At 71.2% G+C, this 20,392-nt stretch carries 19 protein-coding genes; 8 read left to right on the top strand and 11 right to left on the bottom strand.

Features of this window, described 5'->3' with window-relative positions; translation table 11 throughout:
- Positions 1-589: 589 nt before the first annotated feature.
- From RWE79_RS34685 to RWE79_RS34665, 5 genes are read left to right on the top strand one after another with little or no spacing between them, the layout of a single operon-like run.
- Positions 590-1,483, top strand: coding sequence for a TauD/TfdA dioxygenase family protein (locus tag RWE79_RS34685; RefSeq protein ID WP_475944044.1), 894 nt, complete (start codon positions 590-592; stop codon positions 1,481-1,483).
- A complete protein-coding gene (locus RWE79_RS34680) occupies positions 1,480-2,400 on the top strand; it encodes an ABC transporter permease (RefSeq protein WP_475944043.1) in 921 nt (306 codons plus the stop codon). Before RWE79_RS34685 ends, RWE79_RS34680 begins: the two co-directional genes overlap by 4 nt.
- The gene (locus tag RWE79_RS34675) at positions 2,397-3,152 is read left to right on the top strand and encodes an ABC transporter ATP-binding protein (RefSeq protein ID WP_475944042.1); all 756 of its coding nucleotides are present in this window, start codon (positions 2,397-2,399) and stop codon (positions 3,150-3,152) included. The genes RWE79_RS34680 and RWE79_RS34675 overlap by 4 nt, the downstream gene beginning before the upstream one ends.
- Before the next feature lie 7 nt (positions 3,153-3,159).
- Complete coding sequence (locus tag RWE79_RS34670; RefSeq protein WP_475944041.1) at positions 3,160-4,197, top strand: aliphatic sulfonate ABC transporter substrate-binding protein; 1,038 nt, start codon at positions 3,160-3,162, stop codon at positions 4,195-4,197.
- Between the two features lie 42 nt (positions 4,198-4,239).
- Entirely contained in the window at positions 4,240-5,562 is a 1,323-nt protein-coding gene (locus RWE79_RS34665) for an LLM class flavin-dependent oxidoreductase (protein ID WP_475944040.1), read from the top strand.
- Between the two features lie 219 nt (positions 5,563-5,781).
- Here the strand turns inward: RWE79_RS34665 and RWE79_RS34660 are convergent, their stop codons facing one another.
- Together RWE79_RS34660 and RWE79_RS34655 are read right to left on the bottom strand one after the other, a co-directional pair.
- Positions 5,782-5,988, bottom strand: coding sequence for a hypothetical protein (locus RWE79_RS34660; RefSeq protein ID WP_475944039.1), 207 nt, complete (start codon positions 5,986-5,988; stop codon positions 5,782-5,784).
- Between the two features lie 110 nt (positions 5,989-6,098).
- On the bottom strand, positions 6,099-6,521 hold the full coding sequence (locus RWE79_RS34655) for a YjbQ family protein (RefSeq protein ID WP_475944038.1): 423 nt from the start codon (positions 6,519-6,521) through the stop codon (positions 6,099-6,101).
- A gap of 124 nt (positions 6,522-6,645) precedes the next feature.
- Here RWE79_RS34655 and RWE79_RS34650 point away from each other — a divergent pair, with 124 nt between their 5' ends.
- Positions 6,646-7,434 (top strand): hypothetical protein, encoded by a 789-nt coding sequence (locus tag RWE79_RS34650; RefSeq protein WP_475944037.1) that lies wholly within the window; start codon positions 6,646-6,648, stop codon positions 7,432-7,434.
- Positions 7,435-7,484: 50 nt separating this feature from the next.
- Positions 7,485-8,606 (top strand): NAD(P)-binding domain-containing protein, encoded by a 1,122-nt coding sequence (locus RWE79_RS34645; RefSeq protein WP_475946297.1) that lies wholly within the window; start codon positions 7,485-7,487, stop codon positions 8,604-8,606.
- Here RWE79_RS34645 and RWE79_RS34640 read toward each other — a convergent pair.
- The 9 genes from RWE79_RS34640 to RWE79_RS34600 form a co-directional block, all read right to left on the bottom strand.
- Positions 8,593-9,603: a LacI family DNA-binding transcriptional regulator gene (locus RWE79_RS34640; RefSeq protein WP_475944036.1), complete on the bottom strand. Its 1,011-nt coding sequence runs from the start codon at positions 9,601-9,603 to the stop codon at positions 8,593-8,595. The genes RWE79_RS34645 and RWE79_RS34640 overlap by 14 nt on opposite strands.
- A gap of 86 nt (positions 9,604-9,689) precedes the next feature.
- Entirely contained in the window at positions 9,690-10,727 is a 1,038-nt protein-coding gene (locus tag RWE79_RS34635) for a LacI family DNA-binding transcriptional regulator (protein WP_475946295.1), read from the bottom strand.
- On the bottom strand, positions 10,724-12,145 hold the full coding sequence (locus tag RWE79_RS34630) for an arabinose isomerase (protein WP_475944035.1): 1,422 nt from the start codon (positions 12,143-12,145) through the stop codon (positions 10,724-10,726). The genes RWE79_RS34635 and RWE79_RS34630 overlap by 4 nt, the downstream gene beginning before the upstream one ends.
- 92 nt (positions 12,146-12,237) lie before the next feature.
- Positions 12,238-13,677, bottom strand: a complete 1,440-nt coding sequence (locus RWE79_RS34625) for a BNR repeat-containing protein (RefSeq protein WP_475944034.1) — start codon at positions 13,675-13,677, stop codon at positions 12,238-12,240.
- 27 nt (positions 13,678-13,704) lie between these two features.
- Positions 13,705-14,025, bottom strand: a complete 321-nt coding sequence (locus RWE79_RS34620; protein WP_475946293.1) for an L-rhamnose mutarotase — start codon at positions 14,023-14,025, stop codon at positions 13,705-13,707.
- 63 nt (positions 14,026-14,088) lie between these two features.
- Positions 14,089-15,177, bottom strand: a complete 1,089-nt coding sequence (gene rhaS, locus RWE79_RS34615) for a rhamnose ABC transporter substrate-binding protein (protein ID WP_475944033.1) — start codon at positions 15,175-15,177, stop codon at positions 14,089-14,091.
- A 67-nt stretch (positions 15,178-15,244) separates the two neighbouring features.
- Positions 15,245-16,234 (bottom strand): ABC transporter permease, encoded by a 990-nt coding sequence (locus RWE79_RS34610; protein ID WP_475944032.1) that lies wholly within the window; start codon positions 16,232-16,234, stop codon positions 15,245-15,247.
- A complete protein-coding gene (locus RWE79_RS34605) occupies positions 16,218-17,267 on the bottom strand; it encodes an ABC transporter permease (RefSeq protein WP_475944031.1) in 1,050 nt (349 codons plus the stop codon). The genes RWE79_RS34610 and RWE79_RS34605 overlap by 17 nt, the downstream gene beginning before the upstream one ends.
- A gap of 85 nt (positions 17,268-17,352) precedes the next feature.
- Positions 17,353-18,879: a sugar ABC transporter ATP-binding protein gene (locus tag RWE79_RS34600; protein WP_475944030.1), complete on the bottom strand. Its 1,527-nt coding sequence runs from the start codon at positions 18,877-18,879 to the stop codon at positions 17,353-17,355.
- A gap of 196 nt (positions 18,880-19,075) precedes the next feature.
- On the opposite strand from RWE79_RS34600, the gene rhaI reads away from it, so the two are divergent.
- Entirely contained in the window at positions 19,076-20,242 is a 1,167-nt protein-coding gene (gene rhaI / locus RWE79_RS34595) for an L-rhamnose isomerase (protein ID WP_475944029.1), read from the top strand.
- The last annotated feature ends 150 nt before the right edge of the window (positions 20,243-20,392 follow it).

The following is a 20,392-nucleotide window of genomic DNA, read 5'->3' as shown; positions in this document are numbered from 1 at the left end:
CGTCCCGACCGGGGCCGGCCCGCGCACCGGCGGAGGTGACGCTCCGCCAGGCCGGTGTCCACCATGCGAGAGCCGTCCGGAAAGTCTTGACCGAGGTGTCGGACGTCTGCTGAACTCACGTTTCATGTACCCGCACCTGGACCTGACAAGGCGGCGCCACATCGACCTGGCGCACGTGTCCAGCGCGTTCTGTTGTCGCTGACCCGGAACGCGGTCCCCGGCAACGGCCGGTGTGCGCCGAAGGCGCGCATCCGGGACAGGCGGTGCGACATAGCCCGCACATCCGTGCCTCTCCTTGGGACCTTCGTACCCACTTCCTGACCAGCTCCTGACCGCCTCCTCCGCGGTAGTGACGTGACGTCAGACGCGGCGAAACAGCCCCGGTCACCCCGCTGACCCGGGCGGTCGCCCACCCTTTTCCCTGTGCCCGACCCGCGTCGGGCCCTCCTCGCGCAGCCGTCAGTGGTGCCCGCGTCGCGACCGGGCCGACTGCTGACCCCGCGCCGGATCGGCCTGCCCGCTCGCGTCACCCGTTCGCTCCGGCCTCGGGCACCCGGCAGCGCGCCTACTTCCTCAAGGGGACCTCCTCATGCCTCCGTCCATCCGCAAGCTCACCAGCCGTATCGGCGCGGTCGTCGAGGGTGTCGACTTCACGGCGCCGCCCTCCCCCGCGACGATCAGGGCACTCCGTGACGCCCTCAACGAGCACAAGGCGATCGTGTTCGACAACGTGCACCTCGACAACGCCGGTCAGGAGCGTGTGGCCGGGTGGTTCGGCGAGCTCACGACCGCCCACCCGAACGTGCCGGCCACCGACGGTACGAGGAACGTGCTCGCCGTCGACAGTGAGACCTCCAAGGCGAACGAGTGGCACACGGACGTCACCTTCGTGGTCAACCCGCCGCAGGTCAGCACGCTGCGGTCCATCGTGACCACTCCGTACGGCGGCGAGACGCTCATCGCGAACGCGGCCGCCGCCTACCGCGATCTGCCCGAGCCGCTGCGCGCTCTCGCCGACTCGCTGCGCGTCGTGCACAGCAACCAGTACGACTACGTGCGCCCTCCGGTCACGGCGCTGCGCGAGGAGTACGACCGGATCTTCGTCTCGACACCGTACGAGGCGGAGCACCCGGTCGTGCGGGTGCATCCGCTGACGGGCGAACGCGGGCTGTTCATCGGCGGGTTCGCCAAGCGGATCGTCGGTCTTTCGAGCGGCGAGTCGACCGATCTGCTGCGCGTCCTCCAGTCGTACGTGACCCGTCCGGAGAACATCCTGCGCTGGAGCTGGTCGCCCGCCCAGCTGCTGATCTTCGACAACCGGATCACCCAGCACTACGCGATCGACAACTATGACGACCACCCGCGCCGCCTCAACCGCGTGACGGTCGCGGGAGACGTGCCGGTCGGCGTCGACGGCCGCCGCAGCGAGCAGCTCGTCGGGGACGCCTCGCACTACACCAGCGTGCAAAAGGTCGCGGCATGACCGACGTCAGCACCGAGGTCCACCTCGCGGCGCCGGCCGCCGCCGGACCCGTCGCCGCCGGACCCGTCGCCGCCGAGGCGAAGGGCAGGCGGGAACGCGAGGTCTTCCTGCCGCGCGACGCCCGCCGCCGCACGCTGTTCGGCACGCTCCGCGAACGCCTGCGCTGGCCGCTCGGGATCTACACGACTCCGGTCGTGGTCCTCGTCGCCTGGCAGATCCTCTCCCAGGCCGGGGTGCTGTCGGCGACCTACGCCCCGGCACCGACCGTCATCGTGAGGAACGCCGCCGACCTGTGGCAACAGGGCGTGCTCGGGCCGGACCTGACGATCTCGCTGCGCAGGGCCGGAATCGGTCTCGCGCTCGGTCTGGCGGTGGGCATCGTCGCCGGGGTGCTCGGTGGTCTGCTGCGCAGCGGCGAGTACCTGTTCAACGGCGTCGTCCAGGTCCTGAACACCATCCCGCTGCTGGCGGTGCTGCCACTGATGATCGTGTGGTTCGGTATCGACGAGCTCACCAAGGTGCTGCTGATCTCGTTCGGTGCCGGCGTCCCGATGTATCTCAACCTGTTCGCGGCGATCCGGGGGGTCGACCAGCGTCTGATCGAGATGACGCGGACGACCGGCGCGGGCACCTGGCGTCTGGTGACGCGGGTGCTCGTGCCCGGGGCGCTGCCGGGGTTCCTGGTCGGCCTCCGGTTCTCACTCGCGTACAGCATTCTGGGCCTCGTCGCCGCCGAGACGGTCAACGCCGACGAGGGTCTCGGCTTCCTGATCACGCAGGGGCAGACCTACCTCCAGACCGGCCAGGTCTTCGTGGGGCTGGCGATCTACTCGCTCCTCGGTCTGGTCGCCGACCAGTTCGTCCGGGCTCTTGAGCGGGTGCTGCTGCGGTGGCGCCCCAGTTATGAGGCGTCATGAGCACCACTACCGGTGCGCGGCTGCAGGGCGGGGCCGTCATCGAGAAGGTGGTCCGCCGGTTCGGTGACCGGGTGGTGCTGGACCACCTGGACCTGACCATCGCCGACGAGGAACTGGTGGTCCTGCTGGGGCCGTCCGGCTGCGGCAAGAGCACCCTGCTGAGGCTGCTCGCCGGGCTGGACCGTCCCGACGGGGGGCGGGTGGAGGTCCCGGCGAAGCGCGCGATCGTGTTCCAGGGCGATCGTCTGCTGCCGTGGCAGCGGGTGCTGCGCAACGTCACCCTCGGGCTGCGCGGACCGGACGCGGAGCAGCGGGCCCGCGACGCGCTCGTGGAGGTCGGGCTCTCGGGCCGCGAGAAGGCCTGGCCCAAGGAGCTGTCCGGTGGCGAGGCCCAGCGGGTGTCGCTGGCCCGGGCGCTGGTCTCGGAGCCCGAACTCGTGCTGCTGGACGAACCGTTCGCAGCACTCGACGCGATCACTCGGCTGCGCATGCACGGTCTCGTACGAGCGCTGCGGAGCAAGCACCACGCGGCGATGCTGCTCGTCACCCATGACGTCGACGAGGCGATCGCGCTGGCGGACCGCGTCGTCGTCATGAGCAACGGGCGCATCGGCAGGTCACACCTCGTCCGGCTCTCCGACGCCGACCGCGAGGCGAGCATCGCCCGTGAGGAGCTCCGCGCCGCGCTTCTGGAAGACCTCGGTCTCGCCAACCAGCACCGACTTGTCCACCACACCACAGAAGGCACGTGAGAAACCCATGTCCAGGAGAACCTCCCGGCTCGCCGGCGCTGTCAGCTTCCTCGCGCTGGCGGGCACCCTCGTCGCCTGCGGCGGATCGACACAGGCGGCCGCGCCGCTGAGCGGTTCCAGCGCCGCCGAGCACCCGGAGTGGAGCAAGTACACCTTCACCATCGGTGACAACGGCGGTGACGGCAGCCAGGCCCTGGCGAAGGTCACCGGCGCCTTCGACAGCGCTTCGTACAAGGTGAAGTTCGCCCGGTTCACCTACGGCCCCCCGCTCGTGCAGGCTGCCGCGTCGGGCGACATCGACCTGGGAAGCGTCGGGGATGTGCCGCCGATCACCGGTGCCGCGAAGGAGTACGGCTTCAAGATCGTCGCCGTGTCGCGCTCGCTCACGCCCACCCGGCCGGTGGAGAACATCATCGTGCCGAAGGGTTCCACGCTCAAGACGCTCGCGGACCTCAAGGGCAAGAAGCTCGCTGTCCCGCAGGGCAGTTCGGCCCATGGTCTGGCCCTGAACGCGCTCAAGAGCGCGGGTCTCACCCCCAAGGACGTGAAACTGGTCTTCCTCGACCCGGCGGCCGGCGCCACGGCGTTCGCGACCGGCAAGGTGGACGCCTGGTCGATCTGGAATCCGCAGTCGGCGCTCGCGGTCAAGCAGGGCGCGCGAATCCTGGCGAAGGGTCTCCCGCCGATCGACCAGACCAGCAGTTACTACGTCGCCAACGACAAGTCGCTGAAGGACCCGACGAAGCGGGCGGCCCTCACCGACCTCCTGAAGCGGCTGGCGAGCGAGTTCCACTGGGCGGTCCAGCACCCCGACCAGTACGCCAAGGCGCTCTCCCAGGAGGAGGGCATCCCGCTGTCCGACGCCAAGGCGGTTCTGACCTCCATGGAGACGCGGGTGACCGCGGTGAAGGCGTCGGACATCGCGGCCGAGCAGCAGCTCGGCAACGCCTTCTACGAGGCCGGTCAGATCACCAAAAAGGTCGACGTCTCGTCGATCACCGACAGCCTTCTCCCGGCCGGCTACGACAGCTCGAAGCTCGGCTGAACCAGACCGCCTCGCCCCCCCAGAACGGAAAAGAGAGCACTCGTGAGCGCGAGACGTCAGCTCCACCTCAACGCCTTCCTCATGGAGGCCGGCCACCACGAGGCATCGTGGCGGCTCCCGCACAGCAATCCGCGGGCGGACTTCGACCTGCGGCACTGGATCGAGCTGGCCCGGCTGGCCGAGAGCGCCAAGTTCGACTCGCTCTTCCTCGCGGACGGCCCGGCGATCACCGGTACCGGCGAGTTCCGGCCGCCGGGCCAGATCGAGCCCCTGACGCTGCTGACCGCCCTCTCCCAGGCGACCAGCCGGATCGGACTCATCGCGACCGTGTCGTCGACGTACAACGAGCCCTACAACCTGGCTCGTCGGCTCGCGTCGGTCGACCACGTCAGCGGCGGCCGCGCCGGCTGGAACATCGTCACCTCGGCGGGGGCGGAGGAGGCGGCCAATTTCGGCCTCGACTCCATTCCCGACCACGCCGGGCGCTATGCCCGGGCCGACGAGTTCCTGCGGGTCGCCAAGGCCCTGTGGGACAGCTGGGAGTCGGAGGCCGTCGTCGCGGACAAGGCCACGGGGCGGTACGCCGACCCCGCGCGGATCCACCGCCTCGACCACCGGGGCCGGTACTTCTCGGTGGCCGGCCCGCTCAACGTCGAACGCCCGCCGCAGGGTTACCCGCTGCTCGTCCAGGCCGGCTCCTCCGAGGACGGCAAGGACTTCGCGGCACGGCACGCCGAGGCGATCTTCACCGCTCACCGGACGTACGAGCGCGCGGCCGGCTTCTACAGCGACATCAAGGCACGGACCAGGGCCGCGGGGCGTGACCCGGACACCGCGATCGTCCTGCCGGGAATCGTCCCGTACATCGGGTCGACCGAACAGGAGGCCCGGACGCTGGCGCGGCGGTTCGACGAGCTTCGGGTCCCGGAGTACGGGCTGCGCCAGCTGGCCGCGGTCTTCGAGACCGAGCCGTCGGTCTTCGAACTCGACTCGCCTCTCCCGGACTTCGTCCTCGCGCGGCCGAAGCTGGAGGGGTCGCAGAGCCGCTCCGACCTGATCATCGAGCTCGCGGTGCGCGAGAAACTGACGGTCCGCCAGATCATTTCCCGGCTCGGGGGCGGCCGCGGTCACTTCGAGTTCGTCGGTACGCCCGACCAGGTGGCGGACACCATCATCGCGTGGTTCGAGGGCGGAGCCGCGGACGGGTTCAACATCATGGCGCCCGCCCTGCCCTCGGGCCTGGAGACCTTCATCGAGCACGTACTGCCGATCCTGCGCGGCAAGGGCCTGTTCCGCGAGGAGTACGAAGGCACCACCCTGCGCGAGCACTACGGGCTCCCGGTGCCCGCCAACCAGTTCCACTAGGCGGAGACCGAGGCATCCGGTGTCCGACTCCTCCGGTGCTCCCGCCGCTCCCCGGGGCGGCGGGAGACCGCCGGCGCTCCGGTGCCGGGGTACACCCCGGCCGGACAGGGCCCGGCGACCACCCGGCCGGTCGGATACCTGCGCCCAGTGGCGGCGACGGCTCCTACGCGCCGAGGATCGTGCGCGCCTCCCCCTTGCTGACGGAGCACCGTCCGGCAGTCAGCTGTCCGCCGGTGGCCGTGTCCGTTCCGCGCCGTCGGCGGACCCGGCGCCTTCGCCGAGGGGAATGAGCGCGATCACCGGGATGACCCGCTCGGTCCTGCTCCGATGCCCGGCGAAGCCGGGACAGCGGCGAGCCTGCTCGGCGAACGCCGTGTCGCGCTCCGCGTCGATGACGCGCGCGTTCAACTCCGGTTTGTCCGTCATGGCCGTCTCCGGTTCGGGCTGTGCCGTGCCTGTGGCGCCGCGGGCCCCGGCCGCAGTTCGCTTGTCGATCGATCATCCTCGGCTCGTGGCCGGGTTGTCGTTCGCCGGGGTCAGCCCAGGAAGCTGAGCCGGACCTGACGGTTGATGTTGGAGACGTTGGTGTCGACCAGGACCACGGACTGCCAGGTGCCCAGTTCCAGCCGGCCGCCGATCACCGGCAGGGTGGCGTGCGGCGGCACGATGGCGGGGAGGACGTGGTCGCGGCCGTGGCCGGGGGTGCCGTGGCGGTGGCGCCAGCGGTCGTCGGCGGGGAGCAGGTCGCGGAGGGCGGCGAGGAGGTCGTCGTCGCTGCCGGCGCCGGTCTCGATGACGGCGATGCCGGCGGTGGCGTGCGGGACGAAGACATTGAGCAGTCCGTCACGGCCGCGGGCGGCCTCGCCGAGGAAGTCGGCGCAGACGGCGGTGAGGTCGTGGACGGTCTCGGTGGAGCCGGTCCTGATGTCGAACGTACGGGTGGTGAACGCGTCGGCCATGAGCCCATGGTCTCCCACGCCGGGGCCGCCCGTCGCCGCAGCCGGATCGCTGATTGGTCTGGACCAATAAGGGTCACCCGGGATAGGGTCCCCGTGCCGAGGTGCGCCGAAGGGGGACCACTACGTGTATGCGCCGCACTCAGTCCATGTCCCGGTCAACGCGGTCACCGCGCTGGTCGACGCGTGCCTGCTCCCGGCCTGCGACGGGGAGCGGATCCCCGGCTGGATCATGCGGGGCCTGACGGAGGGCCTGCCGGGGGTGGTGCTGTACGGGGCCCGGCCGGCGCCCGCCGCGCTGTGGACGGCGTGTCCCGACGCGCTGGTGGGGCGGGCGTCCGCGACAGCCGGAGCGGCGGAGACACCGGCCGCGGAGCTGGTGGCGGCGGGGGTCGGTCTGTGGCTCGGCGCGCGGTCCCGGGAGCGGGCCGGGGAGACCGGGGCGTACGTCGCCGGGCTGCAGGGGCACGGGGTGGCGGCGGCGGTGGGGCCGTTCACCGGAGCCGTTCCGACGGGACCGTACGCCGAGGCGGTGGCGGCGGGGGTGCGGGCGGTCGGCGTCGGCACGGCCGCGGCACTGGACGGCGGCGGGGTGCGGCGGGTGCTGCGTGCGGAGCTGGGCTTCGACGGGGTGGCGGTGAGCGAGCCGCTGGACGCCCCCGAGGTCGTCGACCGGTGGGGCATCCCGGGGGCCGCGGTGCTGGCCTGGATCGCCGGGCTCGACCTGCTGCGGCTGGGCCCCGGCTGCGGTCCGGGCGTCCGGCAGGCCATCCGTACGGCCGCCGCGCGGGCGGTGGCGGACGGCGATCTGCCGGTCGCGCGCCTGACGGAGGCCGCGGGGCGGGTGGCCCGGCTGCGCCGCTGGGCCGGCGACCCGGGAAGGATCAGGAGCCCGGCGGAGTTGGCAGAACCGTGAACGACGTGAACGACGTGAACGACGTGGATGCGGTGGGCGCGGTGGGCGCGGTGGATGCGGTGGAAGCGGTGCGCGAGACCGACGTCGCCGTGATCGGGGCCGGGCAGGCCGGGCTGTCGGCGGCGTACTTCCTGCGGCGGGCCGGGATGCTGCCCGGCCGCGACTTCGTGGTGCTCGACCACTCCCCCGGTCCGGGCGGCGCCTGGCAGTTCCGGTGGCCGTCGCTGACGTACGGGCGGGCGCACAACGTGCACGACCTGCCCGGGATGGCACTGGAGGGCGCGGACCCGGACCGGCCCTCGGCGCAGGTGGTGCCGGAGTACTTCGCGGGCTACGAGCGCCGCTTCGACCTGCGGGTACGCCGGCCGGTGAACGTCTCGGCGGTACGCGACACCGGGGAGCGGGGCCGGCTGCGGGTCGAGACGGACGCCGGGACCTGGTCGGCCCGTGCCCTGGTCAACGCGACCGGCACCTGGGACCGGCCGTTCGTACCCCGCTACCGCGGCCAGGAGCTCTTCGCGGGGCGGCAGCTGCACACCGCCGGCTACCGGGGGCGCGAGGAGTTCGCCGGCCGGCGCGTCATCGTGGTCGGCGGCGGCACCTCCGCGGTGCAGCTGCTGCTGGAGATCGCCGACGTGGCGGCGGAGACGACCTGGGTGACCCGACGCCCGCCGCTCTTCCGCGGCGGACCCTTCGACGAGGACCTGGGCCGGGCCGCCGTCGCCCTGGTCGAGCAGCGGGTCCGGCAGGGCCTGCCGCCGCAGAGCGTGGTGAGCGTGACCGGGCTGCCCATGACCGAGGCGATGGCCGCCGCCCGCGACCGGGGCGTGCTGGAGCGGCTGCCGATGTTCGACCGTCTCACCCGGGACGGCGCCGAGTGGGCGGACGGGAGCGGGGTCGGCGCCGACGTCGTCCTGTGGGCCACCGGCTTCCGGGCCGCGCTGGACCACCTGGCCCCGCTGCGGCTGCGCGAGCCCGGCGGCGGCATCCGGCTCGACACGCTCACCCGCGTCGCACGGGACCACCGCGTCCATCTGATCGGCTACGGGCCCTCGGCCAGCACGATCGGGGCGAACCGCGCCGGGCGCAGCGCGGTCCGCGAGGTACGGGAACGGCTCTCGGCGGTGCCCGCCCTCACCGGGACCCTCGCCGGGACCCTCACCGGCCCCTGAGCGTGGAGCCCCGGACGACCAGTTCGGGCTGGAGGACGATACGGCGGTGGCCGTGGTCGTCCGCCGCGTCGCCGGTCTCCTCGATCAGCAGGTCCGCGGCGGCCCGGCCCATCCGGTAGGCGGGCTGGCGTACGGAGGTCAGCGGCACGGCCGCGGCGGCGGCGAACTCGATGTCGTCGTAGCCGACGAGGGCGATCTCGTCGGGGACGGCGACGCCGGCGGCGTACAGCGACTGCAGGACGCCCAGGGCCAGCAGGTCGTTGGCGCAGAACACCGCCGTGGGCCGGCGCGGCATGCCCAGCAGCCGGGCGCCGGCGTCACGGCCGGAGGAGACGTCGAGCCGGTCGGCTTCGATGTGGGCGAGGGACTCGGGCGGCAGCCCGGCCGCGGCCAGGGCGGCCAGGGCGCCCGTACGGCGGTCCTGGCACTGGGTGAGGTGCATGGGGCCGCTGATGTAGACGATGTGCTCGTGGCCCTGCTCGACGAGGTGCTCGGCGGCCAGGGTGCCGCCGGCGATGTCGTCGACGGAGACCGAGCAGGCCTCGGCGCTGGGGACGACCCGGTCGACGAAGACATAGGGGATGCCGTGCCTGCGGAAGGAGTCCAGGCTGCGGCCCGTGGTGTCGGCGGGGGTGACCAGCACCCCGCGCACCCGCTGCTCGGCGAACAGGCCCAGGTAGTCGGCCTCTTCGGCGGGGCTCTCCGCGCTGTTGCAGAGCATGACGCCGAGGCCCGCCTCCCGGGCGGCGCGCTCGGCGCCGGAGGCGACCTCGACGAAGAAGGGGTTGGCCATGTCCAGCACGAGCAGGGCGATGATCCGGCTCCGTCCGGCCCGCAGCTGCCGAGCGGACTCACTGCGTACGTAGCCGAGTCGGTCGATCACGTCGAGGACCCGGGTGCGGGTGTCCTCGGAGACCATGTCGGGCCGGTTGATCACGTTCGACACCGTGCCGACCGACACTCCCGCCTGTCGTGCGACATCCTTGATGCCCACCATGCGTACCACGGGCTCTGCGCCACCGCCTTTCACGCCGTTCGCGGCTCACTGCGGCCGCAGGCACATGCTACGCACACCGTGTGTGATCAGCGCCGCCCGTGCCCGGACAGTGATGAGGCCCGCACCACCAGTTCGGGCTGGAAGACGATCCGCCGGTGTACATGGGCCGCCGCGTCCTCGCCGGTCTCCGCGACGAGCAGCTCCGCCGCCGTGCGCCCGATGCGGTGGGCCGGCTGGCGCACCGAGGTCAGCGGCACGGCGGCGGCCGCAGCGAAGTCGATGTCGTCGTAGCCGACGATGGCCATCTCCTCCGGCACCCGGACACCCGCCGCGTAGAGCACCTGCAGAACGCCCAGCGCCAGCAGGTCGTTGGCGCAGAACACCGCCGTGGGCCGGTCGGGCATGCCGAGCAGCCGGGCGGCTGCCTCCCGTCCGGCGGACACGTCGAAGCGGGCCGCCTCGATGACGGTCAGCCGGTCCGGGGAGAGCCCGGCCTCGGCGAACGCGGCCAGGGCGCCGGCCAGCCGGTGCCGGGACTGCGGGAGATGGACCGGGCCGCCGACATGGACGACCCGGCGGTGTCCCTCGGTGAGCAGGTGGCGTACCGCGAGCCGGCCGCCGGCGACATCGTCGACGGAGACCGAGCAGGCCTCGGCCTCGGGCTGCGCGCGGTCGGCGAAGACATAGGGGATGCCCCGGCGCCGGATCGCCCGCAGATCACCGCCGGCGCCGTCGGTCGGGGTGACCAGGACGCCCCTGACCTGCTGTTCGGCGAACATCGCCAGATAGTCCGCCTCCTCCGCCGGGTCGGCCGCGCTGTTGCAGACCATGACCGCCAGCCCCGCCGCGCGGGCGGCCTGCTGGGCGCCGCGTGCCATCTCGACGAAGAAGGGGTTGGCCATGTCCAGGACGAGCAGGGCGATGATCCGGCTGCGGCCGGCCCGCAGCTGGCGGGCCGACTCGCTGCGTACGTAACCGAGCCGTTCTATGACGGACAGGACACGCTGTCGGGTGTGGTCGGAGACCGAGTCGGGCCGGTTGAGCACGTTGGAGACCGTGCCGAGGGAGACGCCCGCCTGCTCGGCCACATCCTTGATGCCTATGTGCGTGCCGTTTCTGTTCAGGGCCCGACCTCGACCAGTTCCAGGCCCGTGAGCTCGGCCACCGCGCGCAGTTCGGGGATGATGTGGCCGGTGGCCAGCGCCCAGTGGTGGGCGACGCCGGTGGCGCTCCAGGCGTCGGTCCACTCCCCCGGGTCGGTGCCGAAGTCGACCCGTGAGGTGGTGTTGCCGATCTCCAGCAGCGGTCCGGCGACGACCTCGCCCTGGGAGGCGATCAGTTTGTAGCGGCCGTCGCGGGTCTGGCCGAGGCCGACCACGGTCACCGGGCCGTGCCTGACGTCGAACTCCACCGACACACCCCAGCCGCGTTTGCCGTGGTAGACGCCGAGGCCGCGCAGCAGCGGGCGGCGTTCGCTGATGCCGGGGTGGGCGGGGCCGTCGTGGCCCATCTCGACAACGCCGTCACGGAAGTTGAGCGCCTGCAGCTCGGTGAAGGAGCCGCCCGCGCCCAGCCGGTCGGTGATCAGCATCGCCAGGGAGGTGCGCAGCTCGTACTCGCCGGCCGCCGGGATGCCGCGCCCGGTGAGCAGCGAGGAGCCCAGGATCATGCCGGCGCCGAGCCGTTCGTGGGTCTCGCCGTCCAGGCCGCGGTGGTAGTACGCCAGGGAGTCGAGGTCGAAGTCGGCCACCAGCCGGTCGAGGCCGACGGAGACCCGGGCCGCCCATTCGAGGTCGGCGGCGACGACGGTGTCGGCGAGTTCGAAGGTCTTACGGGTGTCGGCGAGCTTGTCCGCGACCTCGGCGTCCGTGACCTTCTCCACCCGCACCCGCAGGTCGTCGAACTCCAGGACCTCGACATGGCCGCCGAGGTTGCCGGTGACCATGGTGAGGTCGGTGGAGACGTCGTACATCCCGGGGTAGAGGTGGCCCATGAGGCCGTGCCGGCCGTTGCGGAGAACCGAGCGCACTCCGGCGGCGCGGATCCAGCGGCCGATCCGGGACCAGGCGCGCTCGTCCTCCAGGTGGCCGGAGACCGAGCGGAACGCGATGCCGCTGCGCTCGAAGGCGTTGGCCATCTCGGGCAGCGGGCAGGCGCCGCAGTAGGCGAGCCAGGCGCCGGTGTCGAAGGCGGCGTGGTCCATCGCCTCGGTCGGCTGGAGGTTGATCAGCAGCACGGGGGCGCCGGAGCGCTGCGCGACGGGGACGAGCATGGTGGCGGTCATATAGGTGGTGAGGAAGCCGACGATGAGGTCGCAGCCGGCGGCCCGCAGCTTCTCCGCCGCGACCGCGCCCTCCTGCGCGTCGGAGATGAAGCCGACGTCGACGACCTCGGCGTCGAACTCCCGCATCCGCTCGGTGACTCGGGCCGCCGAGCGCCGGAGTTGCGGGAGCAGCTCGGGGAACTGGGGCCAGTAGGCCCCGAGTCCCCCCGCCACAAGGCCGATCTTCGGCTTGCGTGCGGTGGCGGGGGTGCGGGTCATGACGGATCCTCCACTCGGGCGGGTCGGCGGTTCGGGCGGGTCGGGCGGGTCAGACGTCGGACGGGTCGGACGGGTCGGACGGGTTGGACGGGTCAGACGGGCAGCTGGAAGTCGATCACATGCAGCGGGGAGGGGGTGGTCGTCCCGGTGGAGGTCTCCTGGTACATGAAGGAGAGCACCCCGTCCTGGGAGACCCGGGTGTGGTCGACGACGACCTCGCCGAAGGCGTTGAGGGTGCTCGTCCCGTCGTAGAGCACCGTCCAGTCGGTCCAGGAGGAGGACGCCGAGGCGGCGACGATCCGGCCGAAGGGCATGACGACATAGGCGTTGTCGTAGGCGTCCAGGACCAGTTGGGAACGCTGGGTGGAGTTCATGGCGACCGGGACCTCGGTCTTGTGCCAGGCGCCGGCGGAGTCCTTCCAGACGTGGAAGGGGCGGGCGTAGGCGGTGCGGCCGGCGACGTAGTCGGTGACGCACTGGCCGAAGCGGCCTGGTACGTAGGAGATCAGGGCGTGCGGGAGGCCGGCGGAGTCTACGGCCTGGCTCTCCTGGTTCATCAGGGCGTGGTCGGGGTTGAGGGAGTCGACCACCAGGCCGGTGGAGTTGACGGTGACCAGGGTGGAGCCGGTGGTGCCGACCGTGGTGCCGGCGGAGTTCTTCCAGCTGCGGCCGTAATCGGTGCTCCGGAGGTAGACCGTGTCGTGGTTGGTGAGGTTGGCTCCGCAGGTCACGGCACCGTTCTGCTCCCGCCAGGTGCCGAAGACGTGCAGGGCGCCGTCGGGGCCGTAGTCCAGGCCGTGCAGATACAGATTGCGGTAGCTGCTGGAGCCGTGGGTGCTGGTGTAGGTGCCGGTGTTGCTCGTCCAGTTGCCCAGGTTGGTCCAGGAGCTGCCGTCGTACTCGGCCAGCGCCGCCAGGCCGTTGCCGGAGACGCCGGTGCGGTAGCTGAGCTGGAGCCGGTTCTGCGGCGAGACGAGGAACTGGGGGTAGGTGAAGGTGGAGGTGAGCGCGACACCGTCCATGCTGGTCTGCGGGGAGCCGAACTGCGCCGCGGTCCAGGAGTGCGTGGCGGGGCTGCTGACCAGGCCGGCCACGGACTTGACGTAGGTGTAGCCGCTGCTGTGCGAGTCCATCACCAGGTGCAGCCGGCCGTCGGAGGGCGAGATGCCGGCCGAGATGACGTTGTGGGAGTCGTCGGTGCTGAGGGTGTGGCCGACGGTGACCTTGGACCAGGTGGTGGAGCCCAGGGCACGGCGGGCCACGGTGGCGTTGCGGTCGGCGGCGTACCAGACGGCGTACTGGTAGCCGTTGTAGGTGAGCAGGCCGTTCTTCTGGAAGGCGTTGTTGTTGACCAGGCCGTCGTACGAGACGAAGTACAGGGCCGTGGAGTCGAGCACGGTGGTGGAGAGCTGCGTGACGGACGGGCCGGTGGCCGCGGCGGCCCGGCCGGCCGCGGCGCCGCCCAGGGCGAACAGTGCCGCGCCGCCCACGGCGCCGCGCAGCAGGCTTCTGCGGTCAGAGGTGAGGGACATCGTTGGCTCCTCGGTGCTCGGGCCCTGTCAGGCCAGGTGGAAGACCTCGGTGAGCGGGCGCATGGCCTCGTCGGGCCGCTCGCCGTCCAGTGCTTCGAAGAAGCCGGCCATCTGCGTCTGCCAGCGGGCGTTGACGTCGGTGGCGGCCATCGCGGCCTGCGCGGCGGCGAAGTCCTCGGTCTCCAGGTAGCCGACGAGCAGGCCGTCGTCGCGCAGGAAGAGGGAGTAGTTGTGCCATCCGGTGGCGGAGAGCGCGTCGAGCATCTCCGGCCAGACGGCGGCGTGGCGCTCGCGGTACTCCGCGAGCCGGTCCTGACGGACCTTCAGCAGGAAGCAGACACGCTGCACGGTGGTGTCCTCGTAACTCACCTGGCCGGGTCCCGCCGTGCGGCGGGACCTGGCCGGGTGCGGTCAGAAGTTGTAGTCGTCGATGTTGGACTTGTCGAAGACGGTGGGCTTGCCGAGGATGATCTCGCCACCCGCACCGATCTTGTACTCACCGAGCTTGCCGGCCTTGAAGGTCTCGCCCTCGGCGCCGGTGATCTGGCCGGAGGACAGCGCGGCGGCGGCGTACGCGGCCAGGTAGCCGAGGTTCTTCGGGTCCCACAGGGCGAACTGCTCGACGGTGCCGTCCTTGACGTACTTGCGCATCTGGTTCGGCGTGCCCAGGCCGTTCACCACGACCTTGCCCTTGTAGGACGAGGAGCTGATGTAGCGGGCGGCGGCGGCGATACCGACGGTGGTCGGCGCGACGATGCCCTTGAGCTTGGGGTACGCCGACAGCAGGCCCTGGGTCTGCTGGAAGGACTTCTGGTCGTCGTCGTCACCGTAGGCGACCTTGACCAGCTTCAGGTTCTTGTACTTGGGGAGCTTGAGCTCCTCCTTCATGAAGCCGATCCAGGTGTTCTGGTTGGTGGCGTTCTGGGTCGCGGACAGCACCGCGATCTGGCCCTTGTAGCCCAGCTGCTTGCCGATGTTCTGCGCCAGGCTGCGGCCGATCTGCTCGGAGCTGGCCTGGTTGATGAAGAGCTGGCGGCAGTCCTTGGCGGTGTCGGAGTCGTACGCGACGACCTTGATGCCCTTCTTCATCGCCTGCTTGAGCGGCGCGCAGACGGCGTTGGGGTCGTTGGCGGCGAGCAGGATGGCGTCCTGCTGCTGCTGGATGAGCGTGTTGATGTACGAGATCTGCGAGGAGGCGCTGGCGTCGGAGGGGCCGACCTCCTTGGCCGTGCCGCCGAAGCCCTTGGCGGCGGCGATGCCGGCGTTGTCGACGATGGTCTCGTAGGGGTTGTTGATCTGCTTCGGAAGGAAGGCGATCTTCAGCCCCTTCTTCAGCGGCGCGTCCGGGTTGGCGGAGGCGGAGGACGTCGACGCGCTGCCGGTGTCCTTCTTGGAGGAGTTCTTGGTGGTGCCGCCACAGGCGGTGGCGGAGACCGCGAGCGCGCAGACGGCGGCGACGGCGGCGAGACCGCGCACTCTGGTGGTGGTGCTGAGAGACATGGCGGAGCCCTTCTTCATTGAACGGGTTACCAGCGGGAGATGAGCGAGGCGTGGGGGGCTTGCGCCGTCAGACGGCCACGGCTGTGCGGCGTTGACGTCGTTCGAGGACCACCGCGATGACGCGGGGGGTCAGGACGGAGGCAACCAGGAGCAGTCCGGTGACGATCACCTGGATCTCGTTGGCCACGTCGTTGAGGATGAGCAGGTTCTTGAGGAAGCCGATGAGCAGCAGTCCGGCGATGGCGCCGCCCAGCGTGCCCTTGCCGCCGTCGAAGTCGATGCCGCCGAGCAGCACCGAGGCGATGACGAGCATCTCGAAGCCGAGACCGTTGTCGGCCCGGGCGCTTCCGTAGCGCAGGGTGAACACCACTCCGGCGAAGGCGGAGAAGAACCCGGTGACGACGAAGAGCATCAGCTTGATCCGCTTGACCCGGATGCCGGCGAAGTAGGCGGCGGCCTCCTGCGCGCCGATGGCGAACAGCGACCGGCCGAAGCCGCTGAGGTGCAGGACGATGCCGGTGACCACCGCCAGCACGACGAACAGGGCGAAGGGGTAGGGGATGAAGCCGGCCACGGTGGTGGTGTCGGCGGCCCAGTCGGCGTACCGCTGGGGGAAGTCGGTGATGGCGTCACTGCCCAGCACCACCGAGGCCAGACCGCGGAAAAGGGTCAGGGTGCCGATGGTGACGGCGAGCGAGGGCAGTCCGACCCTGGTCACCAGCCAGCCGTTGAGGAGTCCGCCCAGGACACCGACGACCAGCACCAGCGGGACGATGGTCTCGAAGGACCAGCCGGCGTCCCACAGCTTGCCGGTGAGCGCGCTGGACAGGCCCAGCATCGAGGCGACCGACAAATCGATCTCCCCGGCGACCACCAGAAGGATCATCGGCAGGGCCATGATCGCGACCGGTGCGAGGTCGTTGAGCGCGAACGCCAGGTTGCCGGTGGTGGCGAATCCGTCGGTGGAGCCCGCGCCGGTGGCGAAGACGGCCACGAACAGGACTCCGACGGCGACGTCCCAGCGCAGGAGGCGGCTCAGTTCAAGCCTTGTGGACATGGCGGGCACTCCTCTTCCGCAGTGCGCTGGTCATGCGCAGGTTCAGGATCCGGTCGACGCTGATGGCCGCCAGGAGCAGTGCGCCGGTGATGGCGTTCTGCCAGAAGGAGTCGACCTTGAGCACCACCAGCGCGCTGCCGATGGTGGTGAGCAGCAGCGCTCCCAGGGCCGCGCCCCACACGGTGCCGACGCCGCCGGTGATGGCCACACCGCCGACCACCACCGCGCTGATCACGGTCAGCTCCCAGCCGTGGGCGTTGTCGGCCACGACGGTGCCGAAGCGGGCCAGCCACAGGGAGCCGGCGAAACCGGCGACGGCGCCGGAGAAGACGTACGCCGCCAGGATCCGGCGCCGGATGGGTACGCCGGCCAGCCGGGCCGCCTCGGGGTTGGAGCCGATGGCGTACAGCTCCCGGCCGCCGCGGTAGGACCGCAGGTAGTACGCGGTCGCGGCGAGCACGAGGGCGGCGATCAGCGGCAGGTACGGGATGCCCAGGACGCTGCCGCTGCCCAGGGTGAGCACCGGCGCGGGCAGGTTCACGGCGTTGATCTGCGCGCCGTGCGCCCACCAGTAGTCGACGCCCTGGATGATGTAGAGCATTCCCAGGGTGACCACCAGCGCCGGCACCCGGCCGAAGCTGACCAGGGCGCCGCTGATCAGGCCGCACAGCGCGCCGAGGGCGATGCCCAGCACCATGACCAGGACGACGTTGTGGTCGCTTCCGGACACGAACTTGCCGCAGGCGAAGGCGGACAGGCCCACGACGGAGCCGACCGACAGGTCGATGTTGCGGGTCAGTACGACGACCGACTGGCCGACCGCGAGCAGCGCCAGGATGGAGGCGTTGAGGAGCAGGTCGTTGATGCCCTGGTCGGACAGGAAGCGGGAGTTGGCCAGCCAGGTGCCGAGCACCAGCAGGACCAGGCAGGCGGCGATGCTGATCTCACGGGCCCGGAAGACCGTTTCGGTCAGGGAACGCGCCGTGCGCTGCTCCTCCGGCGCCGCCGGCGGGCTGTCGAGGGTGGCCGTCACGACGGGATCCTTTCGGGCGTGGGGGCCGGGACGGGGGCAGTGACATCGGCAGTGACATCGGCGGGGGCGGGGGGCCGCGGGCCGCTCATGCGGCCCTCCCCGCGTCGGTGCGGCCCGTGGCGGCGGCCATGACGGTCTCCTCGGTGGCGTCGGCCCGGTCGAGCTCGCGGACGAGCCGTCCCTCGTGCATGACCAGGACGCGGTCGGCCATGCCCAGTACCTCGGGCAGGTCGGAGGAGACCATGAGGACGGCCAGGCCCTCGGCGGCCAGTGAGGACAGCAGCCGGTGCACCTCGGCCTTGGTGCCGACGTCGATGCCCCGGGTGGGTTCGTCGACGATGAGGACGCCGGGCTCGGTGGCGAGCCACTTGGCCAGCACGACCTTCTGCTGGTTGCCGCCGGACAGCACCCCGACCGGGTCGGAGAGCCGGTTGTACTTCAGCTGCAGCCGTACCGCCCAGTCGGTGGCCCGGCCGCGTTCCAGTGCCCTGCTGACCAGGCCGCCGCGGCCGAGCTTGTCCAGGCCGGTGAGGCCGATGTTGCGTTCGATGGACATGTCCATCACCAGGCCCTGCTCGCGCCGGTCCTCCGGCACCAGGGCGATCCCGGCGTCCATCGCGGCCGTCGGCGAGCCGGCCGGCAGCTTGGTGCCGCCGACGTAAACCTCTCCGGCGTCGGCGCGGTCGATGCCGAAGACGGCCTGGACGACCTCGCTGCGGCCGGCCCCGACCAGTCCGGCCAGGGCGACGATCTCGCCGCTGCGGACCTCGAAGGACACATCGCTGAAGACGCCCTCGCGGGTGAGCCGGCGCACCGACAGGGCGGTGGTGCCGATCTTCGCGGGCTGCTTGGGGTAGAGCTCGTCGAGATCCCGGCCGACCATGCGGCGGACCAGGTCGTCCTCGGTGAGGCCGTCCAGCGGTTCGCTGGATATCCAGCGGCCGTCGCGCAGGGTGGTGACGCGCTGGCAGAGTCCGAAGATCTCCTCCAGGCGGTGGGAGATGAACAGCACCGCGGCGCCCTGCTCGCGCAGCGCCCGGACCACACCGAAGAGCCGGGCGACCTCGGCGCCGGTCAGCGCGGCGGTCGGCTCGTCCATGATCAGTACACGGGCGTCGAAGGAGAGCGCCTTGGCGATCTCCACGATCTGCTGGTCGGCGATGGACAGGCCGCGGCAGGGCTGCTCGGGGTCGAGGTCGACCCCCAGCCGCTTGATCAGACCGGCGGTGGCGCTGTGCACGGCCTTGTGGTCGACGCGGCCGAAGGAGCGGCGCGGCTGGCGCCCCATGAAGATGTTCTCGGCGACCGTCAGGTCGGGGAAGAGCGTCGGCTCCTGGTAGATCACCGCGATTCCGGCGTCCCTGGCGTCGGAGGGACCGTGCAGGACCACGGGTTCCCCGTCGATGAGGACGCGTCCGCTGTCGGGGCGGTGCACCCCGGCGAGCATTTTGATGAGGGTGGATTTTCCGGCGCCGTTCTCCCCCGCGAGAGCGTGTGCCTCGCCGGCGAAGAGCTCCAGGGACACGCCCTGAAGAGCCCGTACGGCACCGAAGGACTTGGAAGCGTCCTGCAGGGCGAGCACGGGCCGTCCGGCCGTCTCCGGCTGGTTCATATGAGCCTCGCATGAAAGGTTTCAACAAGGTTTCACGGACGCTAGGCCCATGGAGCCGGAAGCGTCAATGGTTTCGTTTCAACTTTTCTCAGACGTGATCCGGCGGTGACCGGAGACCTCTGACCAGTGGGTTGACACTCCGGGCCGGGGCGCCTAGCTTCCACTGAGTGAAACGATTCATGGCGGGAGCGATGACATGACCGACCTGTCTTCGGTGAAGGCCGCGCTCAAGGCGCAGGCCATCGAGACGCCCTCGTGGGCGTACGGGAACTCCGGCACCCGCTTCAAGGTGTTCGCGCAAGCCGGGGTACCACGTGACCCGTACGAGAAGCTCGACGACGCCGCGCGCGTGCACGAGCACACCGGGGTGGCCCCCACGGTCGCCCTGCACATCCCGTGGGACCGGGTCGAGGACTACGCGGCGCTCGCGACCTACGCCAAGGAGCGCGGGCTGCGCCTGGGCACGATCAACTCCAACGTCTTCCAGGACGACGACTACAAGCTCGGCTCGGTCACCCACCCGGATCCGAAGATCCGCCGCAAGGCGACCGACCACCTGCTGGACTGCGTCGACATCATGGACGCCACCGGCTCGCGCGACCTGAAGCTGTGGTTCTCCGACGGCACCAACTACCCCGGCCAGGACGACATCGCCGACCGCCAGGGGCGGCTGGGCGAGGCCCTGGCCGAGGTGTACGAACGGCTCGGCGCCGACCAGCGGATGCTGCTGGAGTACAAGTTCTTCGAGCCGGCCTTCTACGCCACCGACGTGCCCGACTGGGGCACCGCCTACGCCCACTGCCTCAAGCTCGGCCCCAAGGCCCAGGTGGTGGTGGACACCGGCCACCACGCGCCCGGCACCAACATCGAGTTCATCGTGGCCACCCTGCTCCGCGAGGGCAGGCTCGGCGGCTTCGACTTCAACTCCCGCTTCTACGCGGACGACGACCTGATGGTCGGGGCGGCCGACCCCTTCCAGCTCTTCCGGATCATGTACGAGGTCGTGCGCGGCGGCGGTCTGAAGGCCGAGACCGGCGTGGCGTTCATGCTCGACCAGTGTCACAACATCGAGGCCAAGATCCCGGCCATCATCCGCTCCGTGATGAACGTCCAGGAGGCCACGGCCAAGGCGCTGCTGGTCGACGCCGACGCGCTGGGCGCCGCACAGCGCTCGGGCGAGGTGCTGGACGCCAACGCCGTGCTGATGGACGCGTACAACACCGACGTACGCCCGCTGCTGCGCGAGGTCCGCGAGGAGTCCGGCATCGCCGCGGACCCGGTCGCCGCCTACAAGGCCTCCGGCTGGGCCGAGCGCATCGTCACCGAGCGCGTCGGCGGCACGCAGGCGGGCTGGGGCGCGTAACCCCGCCGGGGTCGCCGGGGGGTCGCCCGCGCCGCCCGCCCCGGCCCGGCGCCCCGTCAGCCCGGCCCCCCGCTCCCGGGCCCCCGGCCCGCGGCCCCGGCCCGCGCCCGCTGCCCACGCACGCGCCCGCGCCCAGGCACGCGCCCACGC

The sequence above is a fragment of the Streptomyces sp. RLA131 genome, assembly GCF_056270125.1.
The sequence above is the reverse complement of the archived record's forward strand: the minus strand, read 5'-3'. Positions and strand labels throughout refer to the sequence as shown.